The organism is Nonomuraea guangzhouensis (assembly GCF_019396345.1).
Lineage (GTDB): Bacteria > Actinomycetota > Actinomycetes > Streptosporangiales > Streptosporangiaceae > Nonomuraea > Nonomuraea guangzhouensis.
Genome location: NZ_JAHKRM010000009.1, coordinates 369,545 through 391,237 on the forward strand (window position 1 = coordinate 369,545; position 21,693 = coordinate 391,237).

A 21,693-nucleotide genomic window follows, 5' to 3' on the forward strand; every position below is an offset into this window, starting at 1 on the left:
GATGCTCCTTGGTCGAGGGTTCAGAGGAAAATGCCGCGGGTGAGCCCGCCGTCGATGCCGAGCGATTCACCCGTGATGCCGCCGGCCTGCGGCGAGGCCAGGAAGCACAGCGTGCGGGCCACTTCCTGCGCGGTCAGGACCCGGCGGATGGGCGTCCGATCGATGAAGTTCTGCTCGACCTGCTGCGGTGTGATGCCCTGTTTGACGGCTTCCTTCGCATACAGTTCGTGGATGTGCTCGGTCTCCACCACCCCGGGGTGCACCGTGTTCACAGTGATCCCGAACGGGCCGAGCTGGTCCGACAGGGCCTTGGTCATGTGCACGACGGCGAGGTTGCGCATTCCGGACAGGGCGTGGCTGGACCGGCCGGTCAGCCCGCCGATGTTGAGGATGCGCCCGTAGCCGAGTTTCCGCATGTGCGGCGCGGCCGCCTGCGCACACCGGAAGTAGCCGACGACCTTGGTGTTCAGGTCGGTCAGCAGGAGGTCGGGGTCGGCCTCGTCGACCGAGTTGCGCACCAGGCCCGACGGCGCGGCGGCCCCGTTGACGAGGATGTCGACGCGGCCCAGTTCGCCGGCCGCCTCGTCCATCATGGCGCGCACCGATTCGGTGCTGGTGGTGTCGGCGACGAGCGGCACGACGCGTCCGCCGAGTTCGGCCTCGATCTGCTTGGCGGTGTCCTCGAGGAGGTGCCGCCGCCGAGCGGCGATGACCACCGTGACGCCTTCCCTCACCAGCTCACGGGCCACGGCCCTGCCGATGCCGAGCGCGCCGCCGGTGACGACGGCGACCCTCCCGCGAAGCTCGAGATCCACGACGTTCCTCTCCTGGTCCGGTGTTCTCACGTGAGGTTCACCCACACGCTTTTGGTCTCGGTGTAGTGCTCGAGCACCTCGCGGCCCATCTCCCGTCCCCAGCCGGACTGCTTGTAGCCGCCGAAGGGAGAGCCTGGATCGGTGAGGTTGTAACAGTTGACCCACACCGTTCCGGCCCGGATCGCCGCCGCGATGCGATGGGCCGACTTCAGGTCGTGCGTCCACACTCCGGCGGAAAGGCCGTAGGGGGTGTCGTTGGCCTTGGCGACGAGATCGTCGATGTCGTCCCACTCCATCGCGACCAGGACCGGGCCGAAGATCTCCTCGCGCACCACCCGCATCGAATGGTCGGTCTCGACGAAGATCGTCGGCTGCAGGAAGAAACCGTCGCGGTGGTCCTCGCCGAGCCCGTCCGGGCGTCCGCCACCGGTGGCCAGCGCGCCGCCCTCCTGCCGGCCGGAGGCGATGTACTCCCCCACCCGAGCGAGCTGCTTCGCCGACACCAGCGGGCCCATCTCGGTGCCCGGATCGGTGCCGGGCCCCACCACGATGCGGCGGGCGCGCTCGACCAGCGCGGCCATCACCTCGTCGTAGATGCGCTTGTGCACGTACAGGCGCGACCCCGCGGTGCACGTCTGCCCCTGGTTGAAGAAGATCGCGTCCGCCGCCGCCTCCGCGACCTGCGCGGGGTCGGCGTCCGGCAGGACGATGTGCGGCGACTTCCCGCCCAGCTCCAGCGACACCTTCTTCAGGTTGCCCGTGGCGGCTCGTGCGACGAGCCGCCCGACCTCGGTGGAGCCGGTGAAGGCGATCTTGTCGACACCCGCATGGCCGGCGATCGCGGCGCCGGCCTCGGCACCGGTGCCGGTGACCACGTTGACGACCCCGTCCGGGAAGCCCGCCTCCTGGATGAGCTCGGCCAGTCGCAGCGTGGACAGCGACGTCTCCTCGGCCGGTTTCAGCACCACCGTGTTACCTGTGGCCAGCGCGGGGGCCAGCTTCCAGCAGGCCATCGACATGGGAAAGTTCCACGGGACGATGGCGCCGACCACACCGACGGGCTCGTGCACCGTGTAGTTGAGGATCTTCAGCCCGCCTCGTGGCGACACCGGGACGGTGCTGCCCTCGAACTTGCTCGGCCATCCGGCGAAGTATCGGAACAGCTTCGCGCTGGAGCCGACGTCCACGGCCCTGGCCACCTTGACGGGCTTGCCATTGTCGTGCGCCTCGATCAGCGCCAGTTCGTCGGCATGCGCCTCGATCAGGTCCGCCAGGGTGTTGAGCAGCAGCCCGCGCTCCAGTGGGGAGAGGTCCCGCCAGGCCGGCGACTCGAAGGCGTCGCGCGCCGCGCGAACGGCCCGGTCGACATCCGCGCCGTCACCCCGCGCGATGGTGGTCAGCCTCCGGCCCGTCGCCGGGTCGATGGACTCCAAGGTCGCGCCGGTTCGGGATTCCACCCATGCGCCGCCGATGAGCATGCGCTGCGGCCGGTTCACGAACCGCCGCACTGTCTGGGAGAGGGAAGTGTCGGACGACATCGCGATCCTCACATCGTCATCTGGATAAGGTGCGGGCCTCGCGCCCGGAGAGCGTCGCCGAGCGCGGCGCACAACTCGCCGACGGTGGTGGCATCGCTCGCCGGGACTCCGAAACCCCGCGCGAGCGACACCCAGTCGATCGCGGGCTCGCCGAGGCTTGTCAGCCGCGCGGCTTGGGGACCCGGTTCGGTGCTGCCATGGCGGGCGAGCTCGGTGCGCAGGACGTTGTAGGTGTGGTTGGCGGCGATCAGCACGACGACGTCGGCCGACTCGCGCGCCATGGTCCACAGCGCCTGCGCGGTGTACAGGCCGCTGCCATCGGACTGCAGGGCGATGACCGGACGCTCGGGTGCGGCGATGGCGGCGCCGAGCGCGGCCGGCAGTCCCTGGCCGATAGCGCCACCGGTGTTGGTCATGACGGTGTGGGGCACTGCCGCGGCCGATGCCGAGTAGAAGGGGTAGCCGCAGGTCCCACCTTCGACCGAGACGATGGCGTGCTCCGGCAGCCGGCTCGCCAGGGCGGCGCCGACGGTCTGCCCGGTCAGCGCGGCACCGGGTGCGGGCTCGGCCAACGGCTGCGCGCCCGCGGGCCGATCCTCCACGCCGACGAGTTCGGCCAGTGCGACCAGCGCCTGTTCGACGTCCTGGCCCACGTCCGCGAGCCGGTGCAGTGTCCGCTGAGGTGCCAGGCGGCTGGGCATTCCTTCGTATCCGAAGTAGGCGACCGGTTCGGGGGCCCCGGCCAGCACCACCACTGCGGCGTCCCGGAGCGCCTCGACCGCGGTCTCCGGGAAGTACGGCAGGCGGTCGATCGGGGGCAGCCCACCGCCCCGCTCGGCCCGAGCGGGAAACGTCTCGCTGTAGAGACGGGCTCCGGTGGCGGCCGAGATCCGGCCCGCGGCGAACTGGCCCAGGCGGCTCAGACCCTCTCCGCCCAGGAGGAGAACACCCTGGGAGCCGGCGGCCCGCAAGCGGCGGGCGGCCTGCTCCACGGCCTCCCCTTCGACGCCGGGCCGGGGGACGGCACAGCGTTTCTCCTCCTGTGGCGGCTCCTGCTCGGTCAGCTGCTGGAGATCGGCGGGCACGACCAGCGTGGACACGCCCAGGCGTTCATGTGCGTCATCGATCGCCCGCCGCGTCACCGCGGCGACCGCGACTCGATCAACGATCTCATGGTGCGCTCCGACCGTGCTTGCAAGGGCGGCGATGTCGGAGGTCAGGGGCGCGTCGAAGGGCAGGTGCCAGCTCGCGTGGTCACCCACGACGTTGACGACCGGGCTGTGCGCGCGACGCGCGTTGTGCAGGTTCGCCAGGCCGTTCGCGAGCCCCGGCCCAAGGTGCAGCAGGGTCAGCGCGGCTCGTCGGGCGATCCGGGCATATCCGTCGGCGGCGCCCGTGCACACGTTCTCGTGCAGTCCGAGCACCGCCCGCATCCCGGGGGTCCGGTCGAGCGCGGTGACGAGCGGCATTTCGGTGGTCCCGGGGTTGGCGAAGCACACCGACACGCCACGTCCGGCGGCCGCGTCCAGGAGAACCTGTGCTCCCGTGGGCTTCTCGTGTGCGGTGTGGCGGTCGATCGTCACTGACACTCACCATCTTTTACTGATTATCGTACACTTTGCACGTTTATCGGAAAGCATAGCCCGCGAAAGGGCCTGGAGGAACCCTTGGCGGAGCTTGGGTCAGCCGACCCGGGTGAGGATGGCCAGGGCCGGCGGCGTCATCCGCTCGGCTGACGCCGCTCGGGCACGGTGGGCCCCCACACCAGGAGGGCCACCGTGACGAGGGCGACGGCGGCGAGAGGGCTCAACCGCGTACCAGATCCCGCCGGTCATGTGGCACCGTGAGCAGCCTGGCCCGGCGACGGGTGACAGTGTGCCGCGCCATGGCCCGACGGCGGTGGAACGTCCAGCGCGGGGTTGCGGTCGAAGAACCCGGCGGGCTTGAGGGTGAAGCCGACGTATTCGCACGGCATGATCGGCCAGTCTTCCGGCCGGGGCAGGTGAGAGGTGCCGAACGTGTGCCACAGCACGACGTCGGTGTTCACGAGGTCTCGCTCCTGCTTGACCCACTCCCCGATCCCGTCCCCGGGATGCTGGTTCGGGTAGTCACCGGCAGGGTGCAACTCGTCGGGGCTGTAGCGGGTCACCCACAGGTGCGCCCGGGCGAACTCCGCGCGGCGGGCCAGATCGCTCGTCGGGGCCGCGAGCAGCGTCGGCCCGACGAAGGGCACCAGCTTGTACGCGACCGGCTGCCCGAAGCGGTTCCGCACGTCCGGGTTGACGATCTTCCAGGTCCGGGCCGCGCGAGGCTCGCACATGCGCCGCCCGTCCCGCTCGTTCTCGATCAATCTCTGCCGGGCCACGATCGCGTTGCCGTGAGGATTGTCCGGTCCGACGGGGAGGCCGACGGCGTCGACCTCGACGACGGAGTTCCCCGGGCCGTCGACCTCCATGTCCAGACGCATGTTGAACAGGTGCTGGTGGTTGGGCGCGTCCAGCTGCGGCGCGACGAGGGTGCCGTATCCGGGAACCTCGCCCGGGGCGATCGCGCGTGTCTGAACGATGCCGGTCAGCTTCGCTTCGAATTGGATCGTTCCGTCGAGGTAGAAGTACCAGAAGAAGCCGTACTCGTAGTTGCCGATCGTGTGGATGGCCGACACGACCATCCGGCGGGAGCGCCTGACCTCCGCCCGCTCGACATAGCGGAAGTCCCAGTGCTTCCAGAGGATGCCGTAGTCCTCCTCGTGCAGGCAGATGGCGTTGGTCACGGTGTGCGGGCTGCCGGACTCGTCGGCGAGCACCGCGTCGAGGTAACGGATCTCGCCCAGGCAGTCACATCCCAGGCTGAGTGACCCGACGGTCTTGCCCAGGTTGTACTCGCCGGCGTCGAAGACGTTCCTGAAGTAGAAGTCTTCGCTGGTGTCGCCGTAGGGCACGACCATCTCGCCGATGCTCGCCCGGTGCAGGACAGATCGCCGCCGATCGCCGTCCTGGTAGGAGACGTCGCTGATGACCAGGCCTTCCACGGCGTCGACGTGCGCGTGGAGCCGCCAGCGCTGCCACTCGATCACGTTGCCCGACACGGTGAACGACGGGCCCTCCGGCTGGACGATCTCGATGGGACGCAGGTCGTCGCGCAACGGGCCGACGCTGCCGACGTCGTAGTTGCCGCTCTCGGGCGGCAGCGGAACGGGCTCTCCTTCGATGATCGCGGCGACGGAGCGGGCGTCGCAGTCGATCACGAACACGAGGTTTCCGACGGGACGCGCGTAGCCGTTGTCCTCCTTGAAGCGCCGGACGTAGGCACTGGCCCGGATGACGCGGCGCCGGGTGTCCACGCCCTCGATCGGCAGGGTGCCCGTCGACCAGGGGTCGAGCTGAAGCAGGGACAGATCGTCGACCCCGTGGCGGGCGAGCGCGGCGATCGAGGCGTCGTCGTTCTTCACGATGTCCTCGAGGGCGAGGATCTCCTCGATCATGATCGGCGGCTGCACTCCCGGCACGTGCTTCCAGGAGGTCACGACGTTCCGCGCGAGATCCACACGGGCTTCGTAGGTGGCCCCGGCGTCGCGGTCGTATACGGCCAGGAACGCCGATCGCGCGACGGGCCGCGACGGGTCATGGCGCCGTACGGCCTCCTTGTCCGGAGGGTCCAGCCGCACCAGCGGAAACCTCGGCGAGCCGAGATCGGGTCGGTCCGAACGTACGGCGTGCACGGCCCGTTCGATCTCCTCGGCGGTCAGCGGGTCGTAGGGGTGCGCCGTGGCGCGCGCTGTCGTCATCACCGGTTCCTCTTCATTGTCGTGGCGACGGTGCGATGCCTCATGTGGCGCCGGGACCGTCATTCTCCTGCGGGGGCGGCCTGGGCGACCCCTCCATCGACCTCGACCACCCCGGCCCGCCGGCGCAGCGCGACGTACGACCAGAGCGTGCCGAGCGCGATCCACACGAGCAGAGCCCATGGGATGGTGTCCAGCGGGCTCGCCGCCTTGTAGAAGGCGCCGAACACCGCGCCCGCCGCGACCGTCACTCCGGCACCGGCGGCGACCACCAGCCTGCCCCTGCTGACCTGGCCCCACAGGCCCTTGACACCTGTCACGCTCACCACGAGGTACATCAGGGCCAGGCCCGTCCCACCGAAGCCCGCCATCCAGCCGAACATCGGAGCCCACTGCGGCTGGAGGACGCCCGGCTGTCCGGTCGCCCGGGAGAAGAGTCCGTCACCGATCACGACCACCACGACACAGACCACCGAGACGACGCCGAGGAGAGCGGCGGCACGGGCCGGCGTACGGTATCGGGGGTGGACGACGGCGAGGGCTTTCGGGAGCCGCTGTTCGCGGGCCATCGAGAGCATCCCGCGGGTCACCGCGACGCCCACTCCGATCGCGACCGCGACGACGTCGAGGATGACCAGGAGCGACACGAGGTTGCCGAATACGGTGGAGCCGAACTCGGTGCCCGACGCCAGAGCCTGCAGGGGGAAGACGCTGTTCTTCCACGCCGCCGCGTCCAGGCCGAATCCGATGTCCTGGGCATACGCGGTCACCAGGTAGAAGGCCCCGGCGATAATGAGCGACAGCAGGACCGCCCGCGGGATGTGCCGCTTCGGTTCGGCCGTCTCCTCGGCGAGGTTGGCCGCGGACTCGAACCCGATGAACATGTTGATGCCGTAGAGCACGCCGTACAGAAGGTCCAGTCCACCCACGGAGAGCGGGTTGAAAGGGGCCGCGGACAGGCTGTGCCCGCCCTGGCCGCCGGCGAGGATGATGCGTACCGAGAAGGCGAGCACGACCGCCATCGACAGCAACGCGAGGGTGAGCTGCGTGCGGATCGAGATCTGGACGCCGATCACGAGCACGGCCACGACGATCGCCACGTAGCCGAGCGACAGCAGCCACCACGGCACGTCGACCGACAGCAGGCCGTGCAGGAGATCCTGCGTGAGGCCGCCGAGCAGGAGGAAGGTCGCGGCCGCGAGGACCAGCATCGCGCCGTAGTAGAGCCAGCCGCCGATGAGACCGGCTCGGGGACCGGCGCTGAGACTGACATAGTCGTAGAGCGAGCCGCACAGGTGGATGCGCTTGGCGTACTGGGCGATGATCCAGCCCACTCCCGCCATGCCCACAGCGGCGATCAGGATGGCGGCGGGGGTCGCGACGCCGGCACCGCGGCCGGTCGCCGACAGCCCGACGACCAGGGGCATGAGCGCTGCGATGGAGAAGACGGGGCCAAGGAATCCGATGGACTGGGTGAGCACGCCGAGCAGGGAGAGGTGTCCCTGCGCGAGCTGGGTGTTGTCAGGGGTTGGCGTCATCCGGAGCAGCTCCTTGGGATCGTGCGTCTTCACGCGGAAGGATGAGTCCCTGATTTGTCCGATAATCGTGCAGATTGTTCGATTACTGGACGTATCGTGCGCCCGCTGGCCAGAGGGTGTCAACCCCTGGAAATCGCGATGAGAAATCGGCCAAGGCCGCCTCGCGAGCCGCACGCATCGCATGCCGGAGCAGGGGTGCGGCTTCCAGGGGTGCGGCTTCGTGCGGGTCAGCCGCGGCGGGTGGCGGAGCAAAGAGTTCGAGCACCTCGCGATCCACCAGGTGCAGGTGCGGATAACGGACGACGTCACACCTCGCCCGAATTGTCGCGTTAAGCCTATATCGCGAAGATAGGTGAGCTTTATGGCAAGAGCGGCGCAGCCGTCCGGTGCGGTCGGCTATCGGCGCGGCGGCCCGGGAGGGTCTGCCGCGTCGCGGCAAAGGGACTCTGCCAACAGGCGGCCGGGCTCCATCGGATCCGTCGAGGTGATCCGCACCAGCCCGCCACTCCAGTGATGATCGGTCATTCCAGGGTTGTGAACGGAGGTTCCATCGGGCCAGACGATCTGCGGGCTGCCCTGGATTCGCACGCCCTGGCTTTCGGTGAAGTCCCGCACGACGTCCGCTCGGACGTTTTGCGTACGCCAGGCGGACATGATGCCTTCCACGTCGCAGTCGCGTCGGTACTCGAGAGCGATGTCCAGGGATCGGCGCAGGCCGGCCTCGATGCTGACATCCACCGAATCCCGAAAGAACGCGATTCTGAGGGCGTAGTCGACATGCTCCGCGAGCTCGGCCCCACCCGTCCGGGCGGCCGCCGCCACCAGTTCGAACGCCGGCAGGAACGTCGAAGGCCACGACTCCCCCGCATAGGCGTTGAACAGCTCCGGCTCGTGCGAGGCAAGCGCGGCGACCTCGACCGAGAGGATGTCCCTGGGGGTCCCGCGGCGATTGACCCATTCCAGTGGCCACGCCCGCGGGACGAAGACGACCTCGGCGCCCAGGCGGGCCCGGGCCCGCCGCAGCCGGTGGACCGCGATCAGGGCCCAGGGACAGTGAATGTCCGACCAGATGTCGACTCGCCGCGTCACCGAACCCGATCTCCCATCTCGCTCCCCTCTGACGCGCCGGACAGCTCCATCCGTTCCGACGCGAGCAGTCGCGCGAATCTCGCCAGCCGTGCGCCCTGGTAGCGGGCGCAGCTCAATGTCACCTCGTCGGGAGGAGAGGAGGGGAAGCCGGCCGGCCAGGACGTCCCGTAAGGGTTGCCGCCGGCGGCATAGACGACGTCGTCGGTGTATCCGAGCGGAACGATGACGGCTCCCCAGTGGTAGAAGACGTTGCTCAGGGAAATGATCGTCGACTCCTGCCCCCCGTGCTGCTCGGCCGAGGACACGAACGTGGTGACGGGCTTGTCGGACAACTTACCCGCATGCCACATGCTGCTGGCCGAGTCGATGAACTGCTTCAGCTGCGCCGCCGGTGTGCCGTAGCGGGTCGGCGTCCCGAAGGCGTACCCGTCCGCCCATTCGAGGTCGTCGAGCGTGGCCACGTCGACGACCGAGTCGACGTCCTCACGGTGCTTGGCCCAGTCCTCGTTCGAGGCGATCGCCTCGGGCGGGGCGAGTTCGGCGACCCGGCGCAGCCGGACCTCGGCGCCGGCTGATTCGGCCCCTTCGGCGACGGCTTCCGCGAGGCGGTGCACCGATCCGGTGGCGCTGTAGTAGACGACGAGAATACGTGGTGACATGACGAACCTTTCAGTGGCGGGGGGGATGTGTGGGATCAGCGGTGAGATGTGGGAAGGAGCGGCCGCCTGCCTTCCCTTCCGGGCAGGGCGGCCCGCGCAGGTCAGAGAACGATCGTCACGGTCTTCTCCTCGGTGTTCGCCTCGATGCCCGCCCACCCCAGCTCGCGGCCCTGACCGCTGAGCTTGGAACCTCCCCAGGGAAGGCTGGGGTCGAGCGGAGACCAGCCGTTCACCGCGACCGCACCCGCCTTGACGCCGCGCGCCACCCTGTGCGCGCGGCCGACGTCCGAGGTCCACAAGGTGGCGGACAGCGCGTAGTCACAGTCGTTGGCGATCGCGATCGCCTCCTCCTCGGAGTCGAACGGGATGATCGTGCCGACTGGGCCGAAGATCTCTTCTCGGGCGATGGTCATCGAGTTCGTCGCGTCGGCGAACAGGGTCGGTTCGACGAAGTAGCCCGGACGTCCCGGCCGGCCACCCCCGACGACGCACCGCGCGCCGTCCGCGACGCCCGCCTCGATGTACCGGGACACGCGTTCGAGCTGCCGCGCGTTGATGAGAGCCCCCATCGTCGTGCCCTCGTCGAACGGATCGCCGAGCTGCACGCCGCGCGCCCTGGTCACCAGACGCTCCACGACCTCGTCGTAGACGGCGCGGGCCACCAGAATGCGGCTGCCTGCGGCGCACACCTCCCCCTGGTTGGCGAAGATGCCGACGGCCACGCCCTCGGCCGCCGCGTCGAGGCCGGCGTCCGCGAAGACGATCTGCGGGCTCTTCCCGCCCAGTTCGAGAGTGATGCGACGGAACCCCTTCGCCGCGGCGACCGCCACCTTGTAGCCCGTCTCAGGACTTCCGGTGAAAGAGATCTTGTCGACGCCCGGGTGATCGATGAGGAGCTGGCCGGTCACGCTTCCCTGGCCGGGAAGCACACTGAACGCCCCTGGAGGGAATCCGGCCTCTTCGATCAGTGACGCCAGCAGCAGCGATGTCAGCGGCGCCTCCTCCGGAGGCTTCAGGATGACCGCGCACCCGGCGGCGAGGGCGGGTGCGATCTTCCATGCCGCGATCATCGTCGGCGAGTTCCACGGCGTGATCGCGGCGACGACCCCGACCGGTTCACGGACCGTGTAGCTGACCGTGGGCCGTCCCATGTAGCCGGACGTCGGGATGGAGCGTCCCTCCACCTTGTCCGCCCAGCCGGCGAAGTGACGGAAGGTCCGAACCGACTGGGGAAGATCGATCGCGCGGGGCTCGAAGCCCGGCTTGCCGACGTCGAGCGACTCCAGTGCGGCGAACTCTTCGCTGCGCTCCTCGAGCAGGTCGGCCACCCGGTTGAGCAACCGGCCCCTGGTGGCGCCATCCGTCCGTCCCCACGCGCCGTCGTCCAAGGCCGATCGCGCGAAGGAGACGGCCGAGTCGACCTCGGCGGGGCCGGCCGCCTGAACCGTCATGAGCCGTCGCTCTGTCACGGGATCGACCACGTCGAACGTGCCCACGCCTCGGGTGACACCCCACCGTCCCGCGTAATACGGCTCGGTGGGCACCTTCAGGGCCAGCCGTTCGGCTTCAGCACGTACTATCATGTTCGATTACCGTTCTTTTTGGCCGATAGTCGTACGCGCACGATAGTCACGGAGCCGGAGGACCGTCAAGACGGCACCGCACGCCGACATGTGACACCATGTGCGAGATCTGGAGAGGAGGGTGAGGAGCTGTCGTGGCTGCACCCGGCGGGGAGACATCTCAGACACTCGACCGCGGTTTGACCGTGCTCAAATTGCTGGCCAGGAGCGAAGACGGCCTGACGGCCGCCGACCTCGCCGAACGGCTCAGCACTGCCCGGGCCATCGTTTACCGCTTGCTGCGCACTCTGGAGGCCCACGATCTCGTGAGCCGGGAAGGCGCGAGGTACGTCCTCGGGTTCGGCGTCGTCGAACTGGCCGGACGCCTCCAACCACGCCTCCAGAGCACGATATGGCCCATTCTGCGCAAGCTGAGCGAGCAGACCAGCAGCACCGCGCTGCTGAGCGTCGCCGACGGAGATCACGCGCTCATCCTTGTGACGGCCGAGCCTCCGAACACCACCTTCCACCTGGCGATGCGGGAAGGGACGCGCCACCCCCTTGGCGTCGGCGCCGACGGGGTGGCGATCCTCGCCGGTCGGCCACCGAGCGCCGGCGACACCGAAGACGTCCGGCTGGCGCGTGAGCGCGGCTACGCCGTCACGGTGGGCATGCTTCAGCCCGGCGCGGTCGGCATTGCCGCGCCCATCCAGGCGTCGGACTGGGCTACGGCGAGCCTCGGAGTGGTCCAGCTGGGCGTCAAGGCAGACGATGCGCTCGTTCCCGCCGTGATGGGCGCCGCGGCCGAGGCCAGCGCGCGGCTGTCGGGCGCACCCCGAGCCGAAGTGGCCGAGCGCTAGGGATCGCATCCGTCGGGCGGATCGTCGAGTCGTCGGCGATGCGGCGTCGAAGCACACGTCAGTCCAGGCGGCCGACTCAGCATACATCGTATTGCTCGATACACTGCATCGATCGAAGAGGCCGTAATGACCGACAGACGGAGAACGCAATGGCCGAACGAGACAGGACGGGAGGGCGAGCCTCGACGACCGGCCGCCATCCCGCGGAGGACGACGCGCAAGGCAACCAGGCCCACGGCGATCCCGAAGACGTACGGGATGAGACGGGCGAGCCGCTGCTGGTGTGGGAGCGGCCGGAGCCGACCGATCGGGCGGCTCCGGTCTGGCTCAACCGGGACCTGATCGTGCGCGCGGCGATCGCGCTCGCCGACGCCGACGGGCTGGCCGCGGTGTCATTGCGCAAGGTCGCCGCCAAGCTCGACGCGGGCCCGATGCGCCTGTACCGCTACATGTCCACCAAGGAAGAACTGCTCGACCTCATGGTCGACGCCGTGTACGCGGAGATCCACCCGCCCAGCCCGGGCGGCGACTGGCGGGCCGCGCTGCGGACCCTGGCGCGCCGCACCCGGCAGGCCGCGCTGCGTCACGAGTGGTTCGCCGACCTGCTCGGCGGCCGCCCGCACCTCGGCCCGTACGCGCTCGCCCACCTCGAGGCGTCCATGGCCGCGCTGCACGGCGTCCCGGGGTTCGAGGATGCCGGCACCGTCCGCGACGCGGTCGGCGCCGTCCGCGCCTACCTGGTGGGCGCGATCCGCATGGAGATCGCCGAGCGGCGCGTCGAACGTGCCAGCGGCCTGACCGAGCACCAGTGGCAGCGTGCCACCAGCCCGTACCTCACCCGCATGTTCGCCACCGGCCGCTATCCCACCCTGGCCTGGGTAGTCGGCGACGCCACCCACCCCAGCGCGGCCACCGCCTTCGACACCGGCCTCGACCTGCTACTCGACGCCATCGACCCGGCCGGCGACGCCGAGGGACACCAGCCCGGCCGTTGAACCCTCGCACGACGCCGACCCATCGAGGACCACCACGCACCATGGAGGAAGACGCAGTGAAGCGCATCGGCATCATCGGGGTAGGCGAGATCGGCAGGGCCCTCGTGGCAGGCCTGTGCGACGGGGCCGACACGCCGCCAGAGGTGTTCCTCTCTCCCAGGGGAGCCCGCGCGGCCGCGGAGCTGTCCGAGCGCTATGAGGGCGTGCGGGTGTGCGCCGGCAACCAGGAGGTGGTGGACCGTTCCGAGATCGTGATCATCGCCGTTCGCCGCCCCGACCGCCACGAGGCACTCGCCGGCTTGCGAGTGGACGACGACAAGCTGGTAGTCAACGTGATGGCCGGCGTCGGCATCGACGAGCTGCGCCAGACACTCGCGACCGATGCCCCGCTGGTACGCGCCATCCCCCTGCCCACCGTACGCGAACGCCGCTGCGTCACGGTGACGTACCCGTCGCACCCGGTGGCGAACGCGCTCTTCGAGCGCCTGGGCGGGTCGCTCCCGGTCGCGGACGAGGCGGCCTTCGACGTCTTCTCCGCCCTGTCGGCGACGCTGACCGCCCACTACTCCTACCTCGCCACACTCACGTCGTGGGCTGCCGGCCACGGCATCCCCTCCGGCGAGGCGGACCGCTACGTTCGCAGCCTCTTCCAGGGCGTCGGACGCTCCCTGAGCGACGAGACCCGAACCCTGCACCAGCTCGCGGCCGACCACGAGACCCCGAACGGCAGCAACGAACGCATCCGCACCACCTGGTTCGACTCCACCAACTCGAAGGCTCTCAGTAAGGCACTTGATGATCTGCTCGCCGATCTGAGGTAGCCGCCTTTACATTGTAGATCAATCATGCGAGCGGATACCCGTACGAGCCGCGGAGGCGGACGAAGTGGGCCAAGGTGAGGATCTCGCGGCGCTCCAGCCCGGCGGGCACCCGCTCGAACAGCACGACCTCCTCCCGGCCGCCGGGCCCGATCGGCTGCACCAGGCGGCCACCGACCCCCAACTGCTCGACCAGCGGCGCCGGGACCTGCGGGAAGGCGGCCGACACGAGGACGGCGTCGTACGGGGCGCGCTGTGGCACGCCACCACTGCCGTCCCCGACGAGCAGCGCCACGTTGCCGATGCCGTGGCGGGCGAGATTACGCCGGGCCTGCTCGGAGAGGCAGGGCCACAGCTCGACGGACACGACGTCGGCGGCCAGGCGCGCGAGCAGCGCCGTCTGGAAGCCGAGCCCCGTGCCGATCTCCAGCACGTGCTCGTCGCCGGACAGGGCCAGCCCTTCGATCATCCTGGCCGTGAGCGAGGGCTGGGTGGTCACCTGGCCATGCCCGATCGGCAGCGGGGCGTCCTCGTAGGCCGTACCGATGGCGTCGGCGGGCACGAAGTCCGCCCTCGGTGTCGTCCGCACCGCGTCGAGCAGGCGCTCGTCGCGGACGCCCTCTGTCCGGAGGTCGTCCGCCAGGGTCCACGGGGAGCCCGCCACGGTCAGGCCTCCGCCAGGACGAGCATGCCGCCCGGCTCGCTGCGGATCCGGCTCCCGAAACCGCGGCCTGCCTGGTCTAGGGTCGCGCGCAGCCACTCGGCGTCGCCGGGGTCGGCGTGGCAGAGCCGCATGCGCCGGGCCCGCACGGGCGCCATGCGCAGGGCGGCGAGCCGTCCGGAGTCCGGATCGAGCGAGGCGAGGTAGAGCAACCGCAGGTCGTCGCGGTACTCCTCGTACCCGCTGATCCCCTCGTAGTCGTCGATCAGGTCGCCGCAGCCGTACAGGATCAGCCGGCCGCGGTACACCTCGATCGGGCGCGGATGGTGCGAGGAGTGCCCGTGCACCACGTCGACGCCCCCGTCGATGAGCGCGTGCGCGAAGAGGATCTGTTCCCGGGAGACCCAGTACCCCCAGTTGGAGCCCCAGTGGATGGAGGCCACCACGATGTCCCCCGGTCGCTTCGCCTCCCGCACCCGCTCGACGATCGCGGCCGCGGCGGCCGGCGACGGCCCCGGCACGAAGTCGACGCCGGAGTGGTCCGCGGCCGCCGCCCAGTCCGGTGGCACGCCGCTGGAGGGCATGCCGAACGAGAACACCAGCACGCGCCCGCCTCCCGGCAGGGGCACGGCCACTGGGCGGCGCGCCTCGTCCAGGTCCCGCCCCGCCCCGGCCGCCGCGAGCCCAGCCGCGGCCAGCGCGTCGAGCGTCTCGGCGAGCCCGGCGGGCCCGAAGTCCAGCAGGTGATTGTTCGCCAGTACGCAGGCGTCGGGCCGCACCATGGCCAGGCACGGAAGGTTGTCGGGGTTCATGCGGTAATGAAGCACCTTGCCCGCGGCGAACGCATCGCTCCTGGTCACGCTCGTCTCCAGGTTCACCACCCGGACGTCTCGCGCGTACGCGTCGAGGACCGACAGCGCGTCGCCCCACGGCCAGGAGAAGTCGACCGGACGCGGAATCGGCCCGTTGACCGCCTCGGCGAGCTCGACGTAGGTGCGCGCGTCGTCGACGTGCGGCTCACGCAGGACGGGATCACCCGGATGCGGCAGAACCTGGTCCACGCCGCGGCCGAGCATGACGTCGCCACCGAGGAACAGGGTCACCAGGTCAGCGCCCATGCCTCCATGCTAGGCGGCCAGGCACAGGACCTGGTATCGAGCACACGACCTGGCCGATGATGGCGAGGCCGTGCGCGTCACAGCCGTGGCAGCCTGGCCAGGTCGGCTCACCAGGACACGCGCTTGGCGTCCGCCAGGGCGCCGGTCCCGGCCATGGCCAGGGTCGCCTCCGGGTTGATCGGATGGAACGGCCCGCCCCGGACGTCGCGGTAGGCCCGCTCCAGCGGCGAGGTCCGGAAGAAGGCGGCGCCGCCCACGACGTCGAGGGCGAGGTCCACGATCGCCTTCGCCTCGCACACCGCGTGCCGTTTGGCCACCATCAGCGTGGTCAGTGTGCGCTCGTCCGCCGACGGGTCCTCCCCGGCCTCGTCGACGGCGCCGAGCAGCGCCCACTTGGCCACCCGCAGGCGGGCGGACATCTCACCCAGGCCGCGTACCGCCGCCGGGGCCGGCTCACCGGCGCGGCCGGCGACGACCCGCAGCGCCTCGTCGTACGCACCCTGCGCGATGCCCAGATAGACGGCACCGACGATCGGCGCGAAGTGGATCACCGCGGCCAGTAGCGGACCGGTCAGGACCCCGTACGGGCGGCGACCGACGATCTTGTCGGCGAACGGCGCCTCGAATCCTTCTCTTTCGACAGCATCGGCAGCGTGGTAGCAGGCCGTTCACGAACGATGTGTCACCGGGGCCAGCCACAGTCCGACGATCGCGTCGATCAGGCCGGCGGCGAGGTCGTCCCAGCTCGGCTGGAGGGTGGGCGTGCCATCGGCGAGGGCGCGTTCCCGCTCGACGCACATGTGCACGATCACATGACGCGCCATGGCCCAGCGTGCCTCGCGCACGGCGGGCGGCAGATGGGAGACACACCGGTTCAGGCCGTCCACGAGCAGCCGTAGCGAGGGCGACGGGAGCGCCTCCTCGATCGTGATCTCATACAGCGCCGGATCGGCCATCACCTGGGCGCGGAACCGCGCGTACCAGGTGGGACTGCCCTGAGCCGCCAAATGCCGGATGAACGGGCGCACCAGACAGGCCACCCAATCGCGGACATCCGTGGAACCGGCGGCGTCGGCCACCATCCACACCCGCAGTTCCTCCATCTGGTCGGCGTGTTTGCGGGCGATCGCGCGGACCAGATCGGCCTTCGTACCGAAGTGGTAGCCCACGGCGGCGCTGTTGCCCTGGCCGGCCGCCTCACTGATCTGGCGGTTCGACACCGCGTGCACACCGTGTTCGGCGTACAACCGCTCCGCCGTGGCCAGGATCAACTCCCGGGTCGCACTGCCCCGCTCGGGCCGCACCGTCCTACCCGCCATCACCGTCTCCTCGATCTCGACCCTCATCGCATCGTCGGGAACCTCCCCGCCTGCCCAATTCAATCATATGATTTACTTGAGTCAATCGTACGGTTTATTTCCCGGGTGGCACGCAGGGCGGATGGCGCTAACCCATGAAAATCACCATTGACCACGACAAGTGCTGTGGGGCCGGCACGTGTGTGCTTCTCGCACCGGACGTGTTCGACCAGCGAGACGACGACGGGATCGTGATCCTGCTGGACGAACGGCCGTCCGCGGAACTCCATCCGGTCGTCGTGATGCCGCCGACGTCTGCCCCGGAGCGGCGATCTTCGTGAGCGAGGACGCGTGAAGACCCCGGGTCACGATGGGCGCAGGACGGGTGCCTGCCATATCGCGACGATCGCCTCGATCAGGCCGTTGGCGGTGGCGTCCCACGTGGGGCGGAAGGTGGGGCCGTGTTCCGCGAGGGCCCGTTCCCGCTCGACGCACATCTGCACGACCAGGTGACGGGTCATGCTGGCGCGTTCGAGGTGGATTTCAGCGGGCATGTCGGACAGGCACCGGGCCAGGCCGTCCTGGAACAGCCGCAACATCGGGGCGGCGGTCAGCGCTTCCTCGACCATGATCGCACTGAACGCGGGGTCGGCCATGACCTGAGCGGTGAACCGGGCGTACCAGGTGGGGCTGCCCAGGGTCTCCAGGTGTTCGGTGAACGGGCGGACCAGGCAGGCGACCCAGTCCCGCAGGTCGGTGGAGTCCGCGATGTCGGCCATCATGCGTTCGCGGATGCGCTCGATCTGCCCGGCGTGCTTGCGGGCGATCGCGCGGATCAGGTCGGCCTTGGCCCCGAAGTGGTACGTGACCGCGGCGTTGTTGCCCTGCCCGGCGGCCTCGCTGATCTGACGGTTGGCGACCGCGTGCACCCCGCGTTCGGCGAACAGCCGCTCGGCCGCGGCCAGGAGCGCCTCCCGCGTCGCGCTGACCTGCTCGTCTCGTCTCACTTGCTGATCATCGTCTCTCACCGCACCGGGACTTCACATAGCCCGCGACGACCCAGTCCCGCGCTGGCCCTCCTCCGCGACGACCCAGTCCCGCGCTGGCCCTCCTCCGTGACGGCGACGATCCGAAGCTGGTCGCCTCGGCGGTCGAGGAGCTGCTGCGCAATCTGACGATCACCCACGGGGGGTGGCACTCGAGGACATCGAGATCGCCGGCCAGGTCATCTGGGCCGGCGAGGGGATCATCGTCGTCGACGAGACCGCCAACCGCGACCCGTACGTCTTCCCCGACCCGGACCTGCTGGACCTGCAGCGCAACGCTCGGCTCCACGTGAGTTTCGGGTACGGGGTGCACCAGTGCCTGGGACAGCCCCTGGCCCGGATGGACGCTCGCCGCCGGGCTGGAGCGGATCCCCTTCAAGCACGACGGATTCGTCTACGGGGCCTACGAGCTGCCCATCACCTGGTGACATCAAGGAGAACCTTGTGAAGATCACCGTCGAGGAATGACAGCGTCAGCAACGGACGGCAAAAGCGAAAGGCAAGGAGTTACGCAACTCCCTGCCACTCTCAACCTATAGCGCACCCGGGGGCTTGCGGCAAGGCCCAGGTCGTGCTGCACAATCGGCGGCCGAGGCCGGAATCTGCGGAAATCAGGGGGGTTCATGATTGACGTGATCGTCGCCGGAGGCGGGCCGACCGGCTTGATGCTGGCCGCCGAGTTGCGGCTGCACGGCGTACACGTGCTCGTGCTGGAGAAGGACACGGAGCCGACCACGTACGTCCGCGCGCTCGGTCTGCACGTACGCAGCATCGAGGTGATGGACCAGCGCGGTCTGCTGGAGCGGTTCCTCGCGCTCGGCAAGCAGGTCGTGGGCGGTGGTTTCGCCGGCATCGCCAAGCCGTGGCCCGACCGGTTGGACACCGCGCATCCGTACACCCTCGGCATCCCGCAGACCACCACCGAGCGTCTGCTGACCGAGCACGCCATCGAGGCCGGCGTCGAGATCCGGCGCGGCTGCGAGCTGGTCGGGCTGAGCCAGGACGAGCACGGGGTGACCGTCGAGCCGGCCGACGGCACGCGGTTGCGCGCGCGCTACCTCGTCGGTTGCGACGGCGGCCGCAGCACGGTGCGCAAGCTGCTCGGCGTCGGCTTCCCCGGCGAGCCCACCAAGGTCGAGACGCTGCTCGGCGAGATGGAGCTGACCGAGGATCCGGCGACGATCGCCGCCATCGTCGCGGAGATCCGCAAGACCCAGCTGCGGTTCGGCGCCGGACCTCTCGGGGACGGGGTGTTCCGCGTCGTCGTGCCCGCCGACGGGGTGGCCGAGGACCGCACGGTTCCGCCGACCCTCGAGGAGTTCAAGCGGCAGCTGCGGGCCACCGCGGGCACCGACTTCGGCGCGCGCTCACCCCGCTGGCTCTCGCGCTTCGGCGACGCCACCCGGCTGGCCGAGCGCTACCGGACCGGCCGGGTGCTGCTGGCCGGCGACGCGGCGCACACCCACCCGCCGGTCGGCGGGCAGGGGCTCAACCTCGGCATCCAGGACGCGTTCAACCTCGGCTGGAAACTGGCCGCCGAGGTCGCCGGCTGGGCACCGGAGGGGCTGCTGGACAGCTACCACACCGAACGGCACCCGGTGGCCGCCGACGTGCTGAACAACACCCGCGCGGGGATGGAGCTGCTGTCCCTGGAGCCGGGTCCCCGGTCGGTGCGCCGGCTGTTGTCGGAACTGATGGACTTCGAGGAGGTGAACCGGTATCTGGTCGAGAAGATCACGGGGATCGGGATTCGCTACGACTTCGGCGAGGGGCACGAACTGCTCGGCCGGCGGATGCGGGACGTGGCGCTGAAGCGCGGGCGCCTCTACGCGTTGACGCACGGCGGGCGCGGGCTGCTGCTCGACCAGACCGGCCGGCTCTCGGTGGCGGGCTGGGCGGACCGGGTCGACCACGTCGTCGACGCCGGCGAGGAACTGGACGTGCCCGCGGTGCTGCTGCGGCCGGACGGTCACGTGGCATGGGCCGGTGAAGATCAGCAGGGGCTGCTCGGCCAGTTGCCCAAGTGGTTCGGCGCCGCCGTCAGCTGAGCGCTGCGGCAGGCGCCCGGCCACCAACGGAAAGGCCCCGTTCCCGGAGCGGGAACGAGGCCGTGGAGCAAGACAGGTCACTTGCGCCAGGTGAACGACACCAGGCGACCGGGGCCGGCCGGTCAGCTCCGGTCGATGTACCAGTTGCCGCAGAAGCTACCGAGTATCGCGGTGCGCGCGCAGGCCCGGACCGCGTAGTGCCGCTGCTGGCTGGTGTTCCAGTTCAGGACGAGACTGCTCTCCGAACTGGAGAAGGGGCCGCACTGCTTCCAGCCGCCGTTCGCGTTGACCTGTTCGGTGGTGGGATACATGGGCAGGCTGCTGGGCATTCCCCGCAGGCTGCGGTCCGCCCAGACCTGCTCGCCCGAATAGCGAGGTGAGAGCCTGGCGTAGCTGTAGTTGAAGGCGCCGCCGTTCCACAGTTGGAGTCTGCGGTCGCCCAGATCGGGGCTCGAGCCGACGACGACCTGGTAGTAGTCGGGAATCCCGGACTGGTCGCACTCGGACGGGGTGGCGCTCGCGGCGGAGACCGGAACGACGGCCCCGGCCGCCGCGCCGACGATCACGGCGAGGAGGATCTTCGCGAACCGGTTGGAGGTCGTTGACTTTCCAGCACTCATGACTGTCCCTTCATTGGTAGAAATGTGCGTGATCAGTTGGGATCAACCCAGAAGCCGTCCCGGTCCAGCAGCCGCTGATAGCGGACGAGCGCTCCGTATTTCCCTCCGGCGCCCTCGTTCTCCTTCTCGGGGACCATGGCCCAGCTGAACGCGCCGCCGCTCGTGGAGGCGCCCTCCCACGTACGCGCCATGGGATATTCGTCGCAGGTGTATCCCGTGGGGCGGGGCCGCCAGTCGGGGCAGGCGATTCGCCGGTTCTCGTCGGCCTTGGCCTCGTTGGCCAGCCGGTGGAGCGGGGTGGTCCCCGGTGCTCCGGGGAGCCCGCTGGCCTGCGCCGTCCTGATGTGCGCCCTGACCTGCGGGTAGTCGGTCAGCCCGTTGAGCGTGGGGAAGAAGGTCGGTATGACGCAGCCGGCGCCGCTGAGAATCTTGTCGCAGCGAATGTCCGGCGAGGGGTAGGGGCCCTTCTCGGGCGGGAAGACGTTGACGACTTCCGTGTCGCCGCCCGGATGCGTCACCTGCGGGTCGTAGGTGGTGTGAACGGTGCGTTCCCCGTTCTCGGGCACGTTCACCAGATGAGGTACGGGCGGGGTCAGGTATTGGGGGGAGTTCTCCGGCAGCGTGATCGCCGGGCCGAAGTCGCCCGCCGTGCAGCCGTGGGAGCAACTGACCGCGAGACGGAAACTGATGGCATCATCCGAGGTCAGCGCTCCTTCGGAGTTGAAGCGCACGATCGCGAAGACGTCGGTGAGTTCGAGGCTGTCGTAGAACATGGCGATGTAATGGATGTAGTTCAGGGTGGTGCGTCCGAGCAGGGACCCTGTCGCGGTGTCGTAGAGGCTGACCGTGGCGTAGTTGATCAGGCAGGAGGCGAATCGCCTGGTCTTCCACGCGCTCTTCGTCTGGTCGTCAGGGGGGTCGATGCACCAGGCGGGCAGGGGCGGCGGATTGGCGGCGGCGCTCGCCGTGGTCAGGGCCGACTTGGAGAGCGGTTGGGTCACCGGTGCGGCGCACAGGACCTTCTTCTTGCCCTGGCGGGCGAGGGACGGTAATCGGTCCTTGATGTGATCGCAGCCGTTGTCCTTCTTCGTGGTGTACGCCTCAGCGCCCGGCGCCGCGAGCAGCGCGCACATGAACAGGAGCAGAAGCGTGATGGTTCTCATCCGAATAGTGCCCATGGCATCCCGTCAGGCCGGTGGGTGAGACCCCCTCAGGGAACCAGTCGTGGCAATCCGGACGGCAGGCGC

General features: G+C 69.6%; 20 protein-coding genes and 1 pseudogene. 6 read left to right on the top strand and 15 right to left on the bottom strand.

All coding sequences use genetic code 11. The annotated features are described in order from the left end of the window. Positions 1 to 20: 20 nt before the first annotated feature. The 8 genes from KME78_RS21000 to KME78_RS21035 all read right to left on the bottom strand — a co-directional run bounded on the left by KME78_RS21000 (position 21) and on the right by KME78_RS21035 (position 11,003). Entirely contained in the window at positions 21 to 815 is a 795-nt protein-coding gene (locus KME78_RS21000) for an SDR family NAD(P)-dependent oxidoreductase (protein ID WP_219530788.1), read from the bottom strand. Between the two features lie 26 nt (positions 816 to 841). Continuing rightward, positions 842 to 2,353, bottom strand: coding sequence for an aldehyde dehydrogenase family protein (locus KME78_RS21005; protein ID WP_219530789.1), 1,512 nt, complete (start codon positions 2,351 to 2,353; stop codon positions 842 to 844). A gap of 8 nt (positions 2,354 to 2,361) precedes the next feature. Further along, positions 2,362 to 3,936, bottom strand: coding sequence for an acetolactate synthase large subunit (locus KME78_RS21010; RefSeq protein WP_308127051.1), 1,575 nt, complete (start codon positions 3,934 to 3,936; stop codon positions 2,362 to 2,364). A gap of 248 nt (positions 3,937 to 4,184) precedes the next feature. Then, positions 4,185 to 6,137 (bottom strand): primary-amine oxidase, encoded by a 1,953-nt coding sequence (locus KME78_RS21015; protein WP_219530790.1) that lies wholly within the window; start codon positions 6,135 to 6,137, stop codon positions 4,185 to 4,187. A 59-nt stretch (positions 6,138 to 6,196) separates the two neighbouring features. Further along, positions 6,197 to 7,672, bottom strand: coding sequence for an APC family permease (locus KME78_RS21020; protein WP_219530791.1), 1,476 nt, complete (start codon positions 7,670 to 7,672; stop codon positions 6,197 to 6,199). Positions 7,673 to 8,068: 396 nt separating this feature from the next. Next, positions 8,069 to 8,761: a DsbA family oxidoreductase gene (locus KME78_RS21025; RefSeq protein WP_219530792.1), complete on the bottom strand. Its 693-nt coding sequence runs from the start codon at positions 8,759 to 8,761 to the stop codon at positions 8,069 to 8,071. Beyond that, positions 8,758 to 9,420, bottom strand: coding sequence for an NAD(P)H:quinone oxidoreductase (gene wrbA, locus KME78_RS21030; protein WP_219530793.1), 663 nt, complete (start codon positions 9,418 to 9,420; stop codon positions 8,758 to 8,760). Before wrbA ends, KME78_RS21025 begins: the two co-directional genes overlap by 4 nt. A 101-nt stretch (positions 9,421 to 9,521) precedes the next feature. Further along, on the bottom strand, positions 9,522 to 11,003 hold the full coding sequence (locus KME78_RS21035) for an aldehyde dehydrogenase family protein (protein ID WP_219530794.1): 1,482 nt from the start codon (positions 11,001 to 11,003) through the stop codon (positions 9,522 to 9,524). Between the two features lie 134 nt (positions 11,004 to 11,137). Here KME78_RS21035 and KME78_RS21040 point away from each other — a divergent pair, with 134 nt between their 5' ends. The 3 genes from KME78_RS21040 (at position 11,138) to KME78_RS21050 (ending at position 13,658) form a co-directional block, all read left to right on the top strand. Next, positions 11,138 to 11,842 (top strand): IclR family transcriptional regulator, encoded by a 705-nt coding sequence (locus KME78_RS21040; protein WP_219530795.1) that lies wholly within the window; start codon positions 11,138 to 11,140, stop codon positions 11,840 to 11,842. A gap of 149 nt (positions 11,843 to 11,991) precedes the next feature. After that, positions 11,992 to 12,837: a TetR/AcrR family transcriptional regulator gene (locus KME78_RS21045; protein WP_246651480.1), complete on the top strand. Its 846-nt coding sequence runs from the start codon at positions 11,992 to 11,994 to the stop codon at positions 12,835 to 12,837. Between the two features lie 41 nt (positions 12,838 to 12,878). After that, entirely contained in the window at positions 12,879 to 13,658 is a 780-nt protein-coding gene (locus tag KME78_RS21050; RefSeq protein ID WP_219530796.1) for an NAD(P)-binding domain-containing protein, read from the top strand. A 22-nt stretch (positions 13,659 to 13,680) separates the two neighbouring features. Here the strand turns inward: KME78_RS21050 and KME78_RS21055 are convergent, their stop codons facing one another. From KME78_RS21055 to KME78_RS21070, 4 genes are all read right to left on the bottom strand, one after another. Continuing rightward, a complete protein-coding gene (locus tag KME78_RS21055; RefSeq protein ID WP_308127052.1) occupies positions 13,681 to 14,319 on the bottom strand; it encodes a protein-L-isoaspartate(D-aspartate) O-methyltransferase in 639 nt (212 codons plus the stop codon). A gap of 2 nt (positions 14,320 to 14,321) precedes the next feature. Then, on the bottom strand, positions 14,322 to 15,434 hold the full coding sequence (locus KME78_RS21060; RefSeq protein ID WP_219530797.1) for a CapA family protein: 1,113 nt from the start codon (positions 15,432 to 15,434) through the stop codon (positions 14,322 to 14,324). Positions 15,435 to 15,541: 107 nt separating this feature from the next. After that, entirely contained in the window at positions 15,542 to 15,985 is a 444-nt protein-coding gene (locus KME78_RS21065; RefSeq protein ID WP_219530798.1) for an acyl-CoA dehydrogenase family protein, read from the bottom strand. Positions 15,986 to 16,102: 117 nt separating this feature from the next. After that, entirely contained in the window at positions 16,103 to 16,753 is a 651-nt protein-coding gene (locus tag KME78_RS21070; protein WP_219530799.1) for a TetR/AcrR family transcriptional regulator, read from the bottom strand. 134 nt (positions 16,754 to 16,887) lie between these two features. On the opposite strand from KME78_RS21070, the pseudogene KME78_RS21075 reads away from it, so the two are divergent. Then, a pseudogene (locus KME78_RS21075) lies at positions 16,888 to 17,087 on the top strand (ferredoxin). 10 nt (positions 17,088 to 17,097) lie between these two features. Here the strand turns inward: KME78_RS21075 and KME78_RS21080 are convergent. Beyond that, the gene (locus KME78_RS21080) at positions 17,098 to 17,739 is read right to left on the bottom strand and encodes a TetR/AcrR family transcriptional regulator (RefSeq protein ID WP_219530800.1); all 642 of its coding nucleotides are present in this window, start codon (positions 17,737 to 17,739) and stop codon (positions 17,098 to 17,100) included. A gap of 184 nt (positions 17,740 to 17,923) precedes the next feature. Here KME78_RS21080 and KME78_RS64475 point away from each other — a divergent pair, with 184 nt between their 5' ends. Both KME78_RS64475 and rox read left to right on the top strand, forming a co-directional pair. Next, a complete protein-coding gene (locus KME78_RS64475) occupies positions 17,924 to 18,226 on the top strand; it encodes a cytochrome P450 (RefSeq protein ID WP_308127053.1) in 303 nt (100 codons plus the stop codon). Between the two features lie 175 nt (positions 18,227 to 18,401). Next, positions 18,402 to 19,826 carry a rifampin monooxygenase gene (rox, locus tag KME78_RS21090; RefSeq protein WP_219530801.1) on the top strand — a complete coding sequence of 475 codons (1,425 nt, stop codon included), beginning with the start codon at positions 18,402 to 18,404 and terminating at the stop codon, positions 19,824 to 19,826. Between the two features lie 122 nt (positions 19,827 to 19,948). On the opposite strand, the gene KME78_RS21095 is transcribed toward rox, so the two are convergent. Then, complete coding sequence (locus KME78_RS21095) at positions 19,949 to 20,446, bottom strand: hypothetical protein (protein WP_219530802.1); 498 nt, start codon at positions 20,444 to 20,446, stop codon at positions 19,949 to 19,951. 32 nt (positions 20,447 to 20,478) lie between these two features. Then, positions 20,479 to 21,609: a NucA/NucB deoxyribonuclease domain-containing protein gene (locus tag KME78_RS21100; protein WP_219530803.1), complete on the bottom strand. Its 1,131-nt coding sequence runs from the start codon at positions 21,607 to 21,609 to the stop codon at positions 20,479 to 20,481. Positions 21,610 to 21,693: the final 84 nt, after the last annotated feature.

What these genes read in the sequence shown, in the direction of transcription:
- KME78_RS21060 (WP_219530797.1), bottom strand. Translation starts at nt 15,434, where the DNA reads ATGGGCGCTGACCTGGTGACCCTGTTCCTCGGTGGCGACGTCATGCTC.
- KME78_RS21070 (WP_219530799.1), bottom strand. Translation starts at nt 16,753, where the DNA reads ATGGCGGGTAGGACGGTGCGGCCCGAGCGGGGCAGTGCGACCCGGGAG.
- KME78_RS21045 (WP_246651480.1), top strand. Translation starts at nt 11,992, where the DNA reads ATGGCCGAACGAGACAGGACGGGAGGGCGAGCCTCGACGACCGGCCGC.
- KME78_RS21050 (WP_219530796.1), top strand. Translation starts at nt 12,879, where the DNA reads ATGGAGGAAGACGCAGTGAAGCGCATCGGCATCATCGGGGTAGGCGAG.
- KME78_RS21020 (WP_219530791.1), bottom strand. Translation starts at nt 7,672, where the DNA reads ATGACGCCAACCCCTGACAACACCCAGCTCGCGCAGGGACACCTCTCC.
- rox (WP_219530801.1), top strand. Translation starts at nt 18,402, where the DNA reads ATGATTGACGTGATCGTCGCCGGAGGCGGGCCGACCGGCTTGATGCTG.
- KME78_RS21035 (WP_219530794.1), bottom strand. Translation starts at nt 11,003, where the DNA reads ATGATAGTACGTGCTGAAGCCGAACGGCTGGCCCTGAAGGTGCCCACC.
- KME78_RS21015 (WP_219530790.1), bottom strand. Translation starts at nt 6,137, where the DNA reads ATGACGACAGCGCGCGCCACGGCGCACCCCTACGACCCGCTGACCGCC.
- wrbA (WP_219530793.1), bottom strand. Translation starts at nt 9,420, where the DNA reads ATGTCACCACGTATTCTCGTCGTCTACTACAGCGCCACCGGATCGGTG.
- KME78_RS21100 (WP_219530803.1), bottom strand. Translation starts at nt 21,609, where the DNA reads ATGAGAACCATCACGCTTCTGCTCCTGTTCATGTGCGCGCTGCTCGCG.
- KME78_RS21005 (WP_219530789.1), bottom strand. Translation starts at nt 2,353, where the DNA reads ATGTCGTCCGACACTTCCCTCTCCCAGACAGTGCGGCGGTTCGTGAAC.
- KME78_RS21095 (WP_219530802.1), bottom strand. Translation starts at nt 20,446, where the DNA reads ATGAGTGCTGGAAAGTCAACGACCTCCAACCGGTTCGCGAAGATCCTC.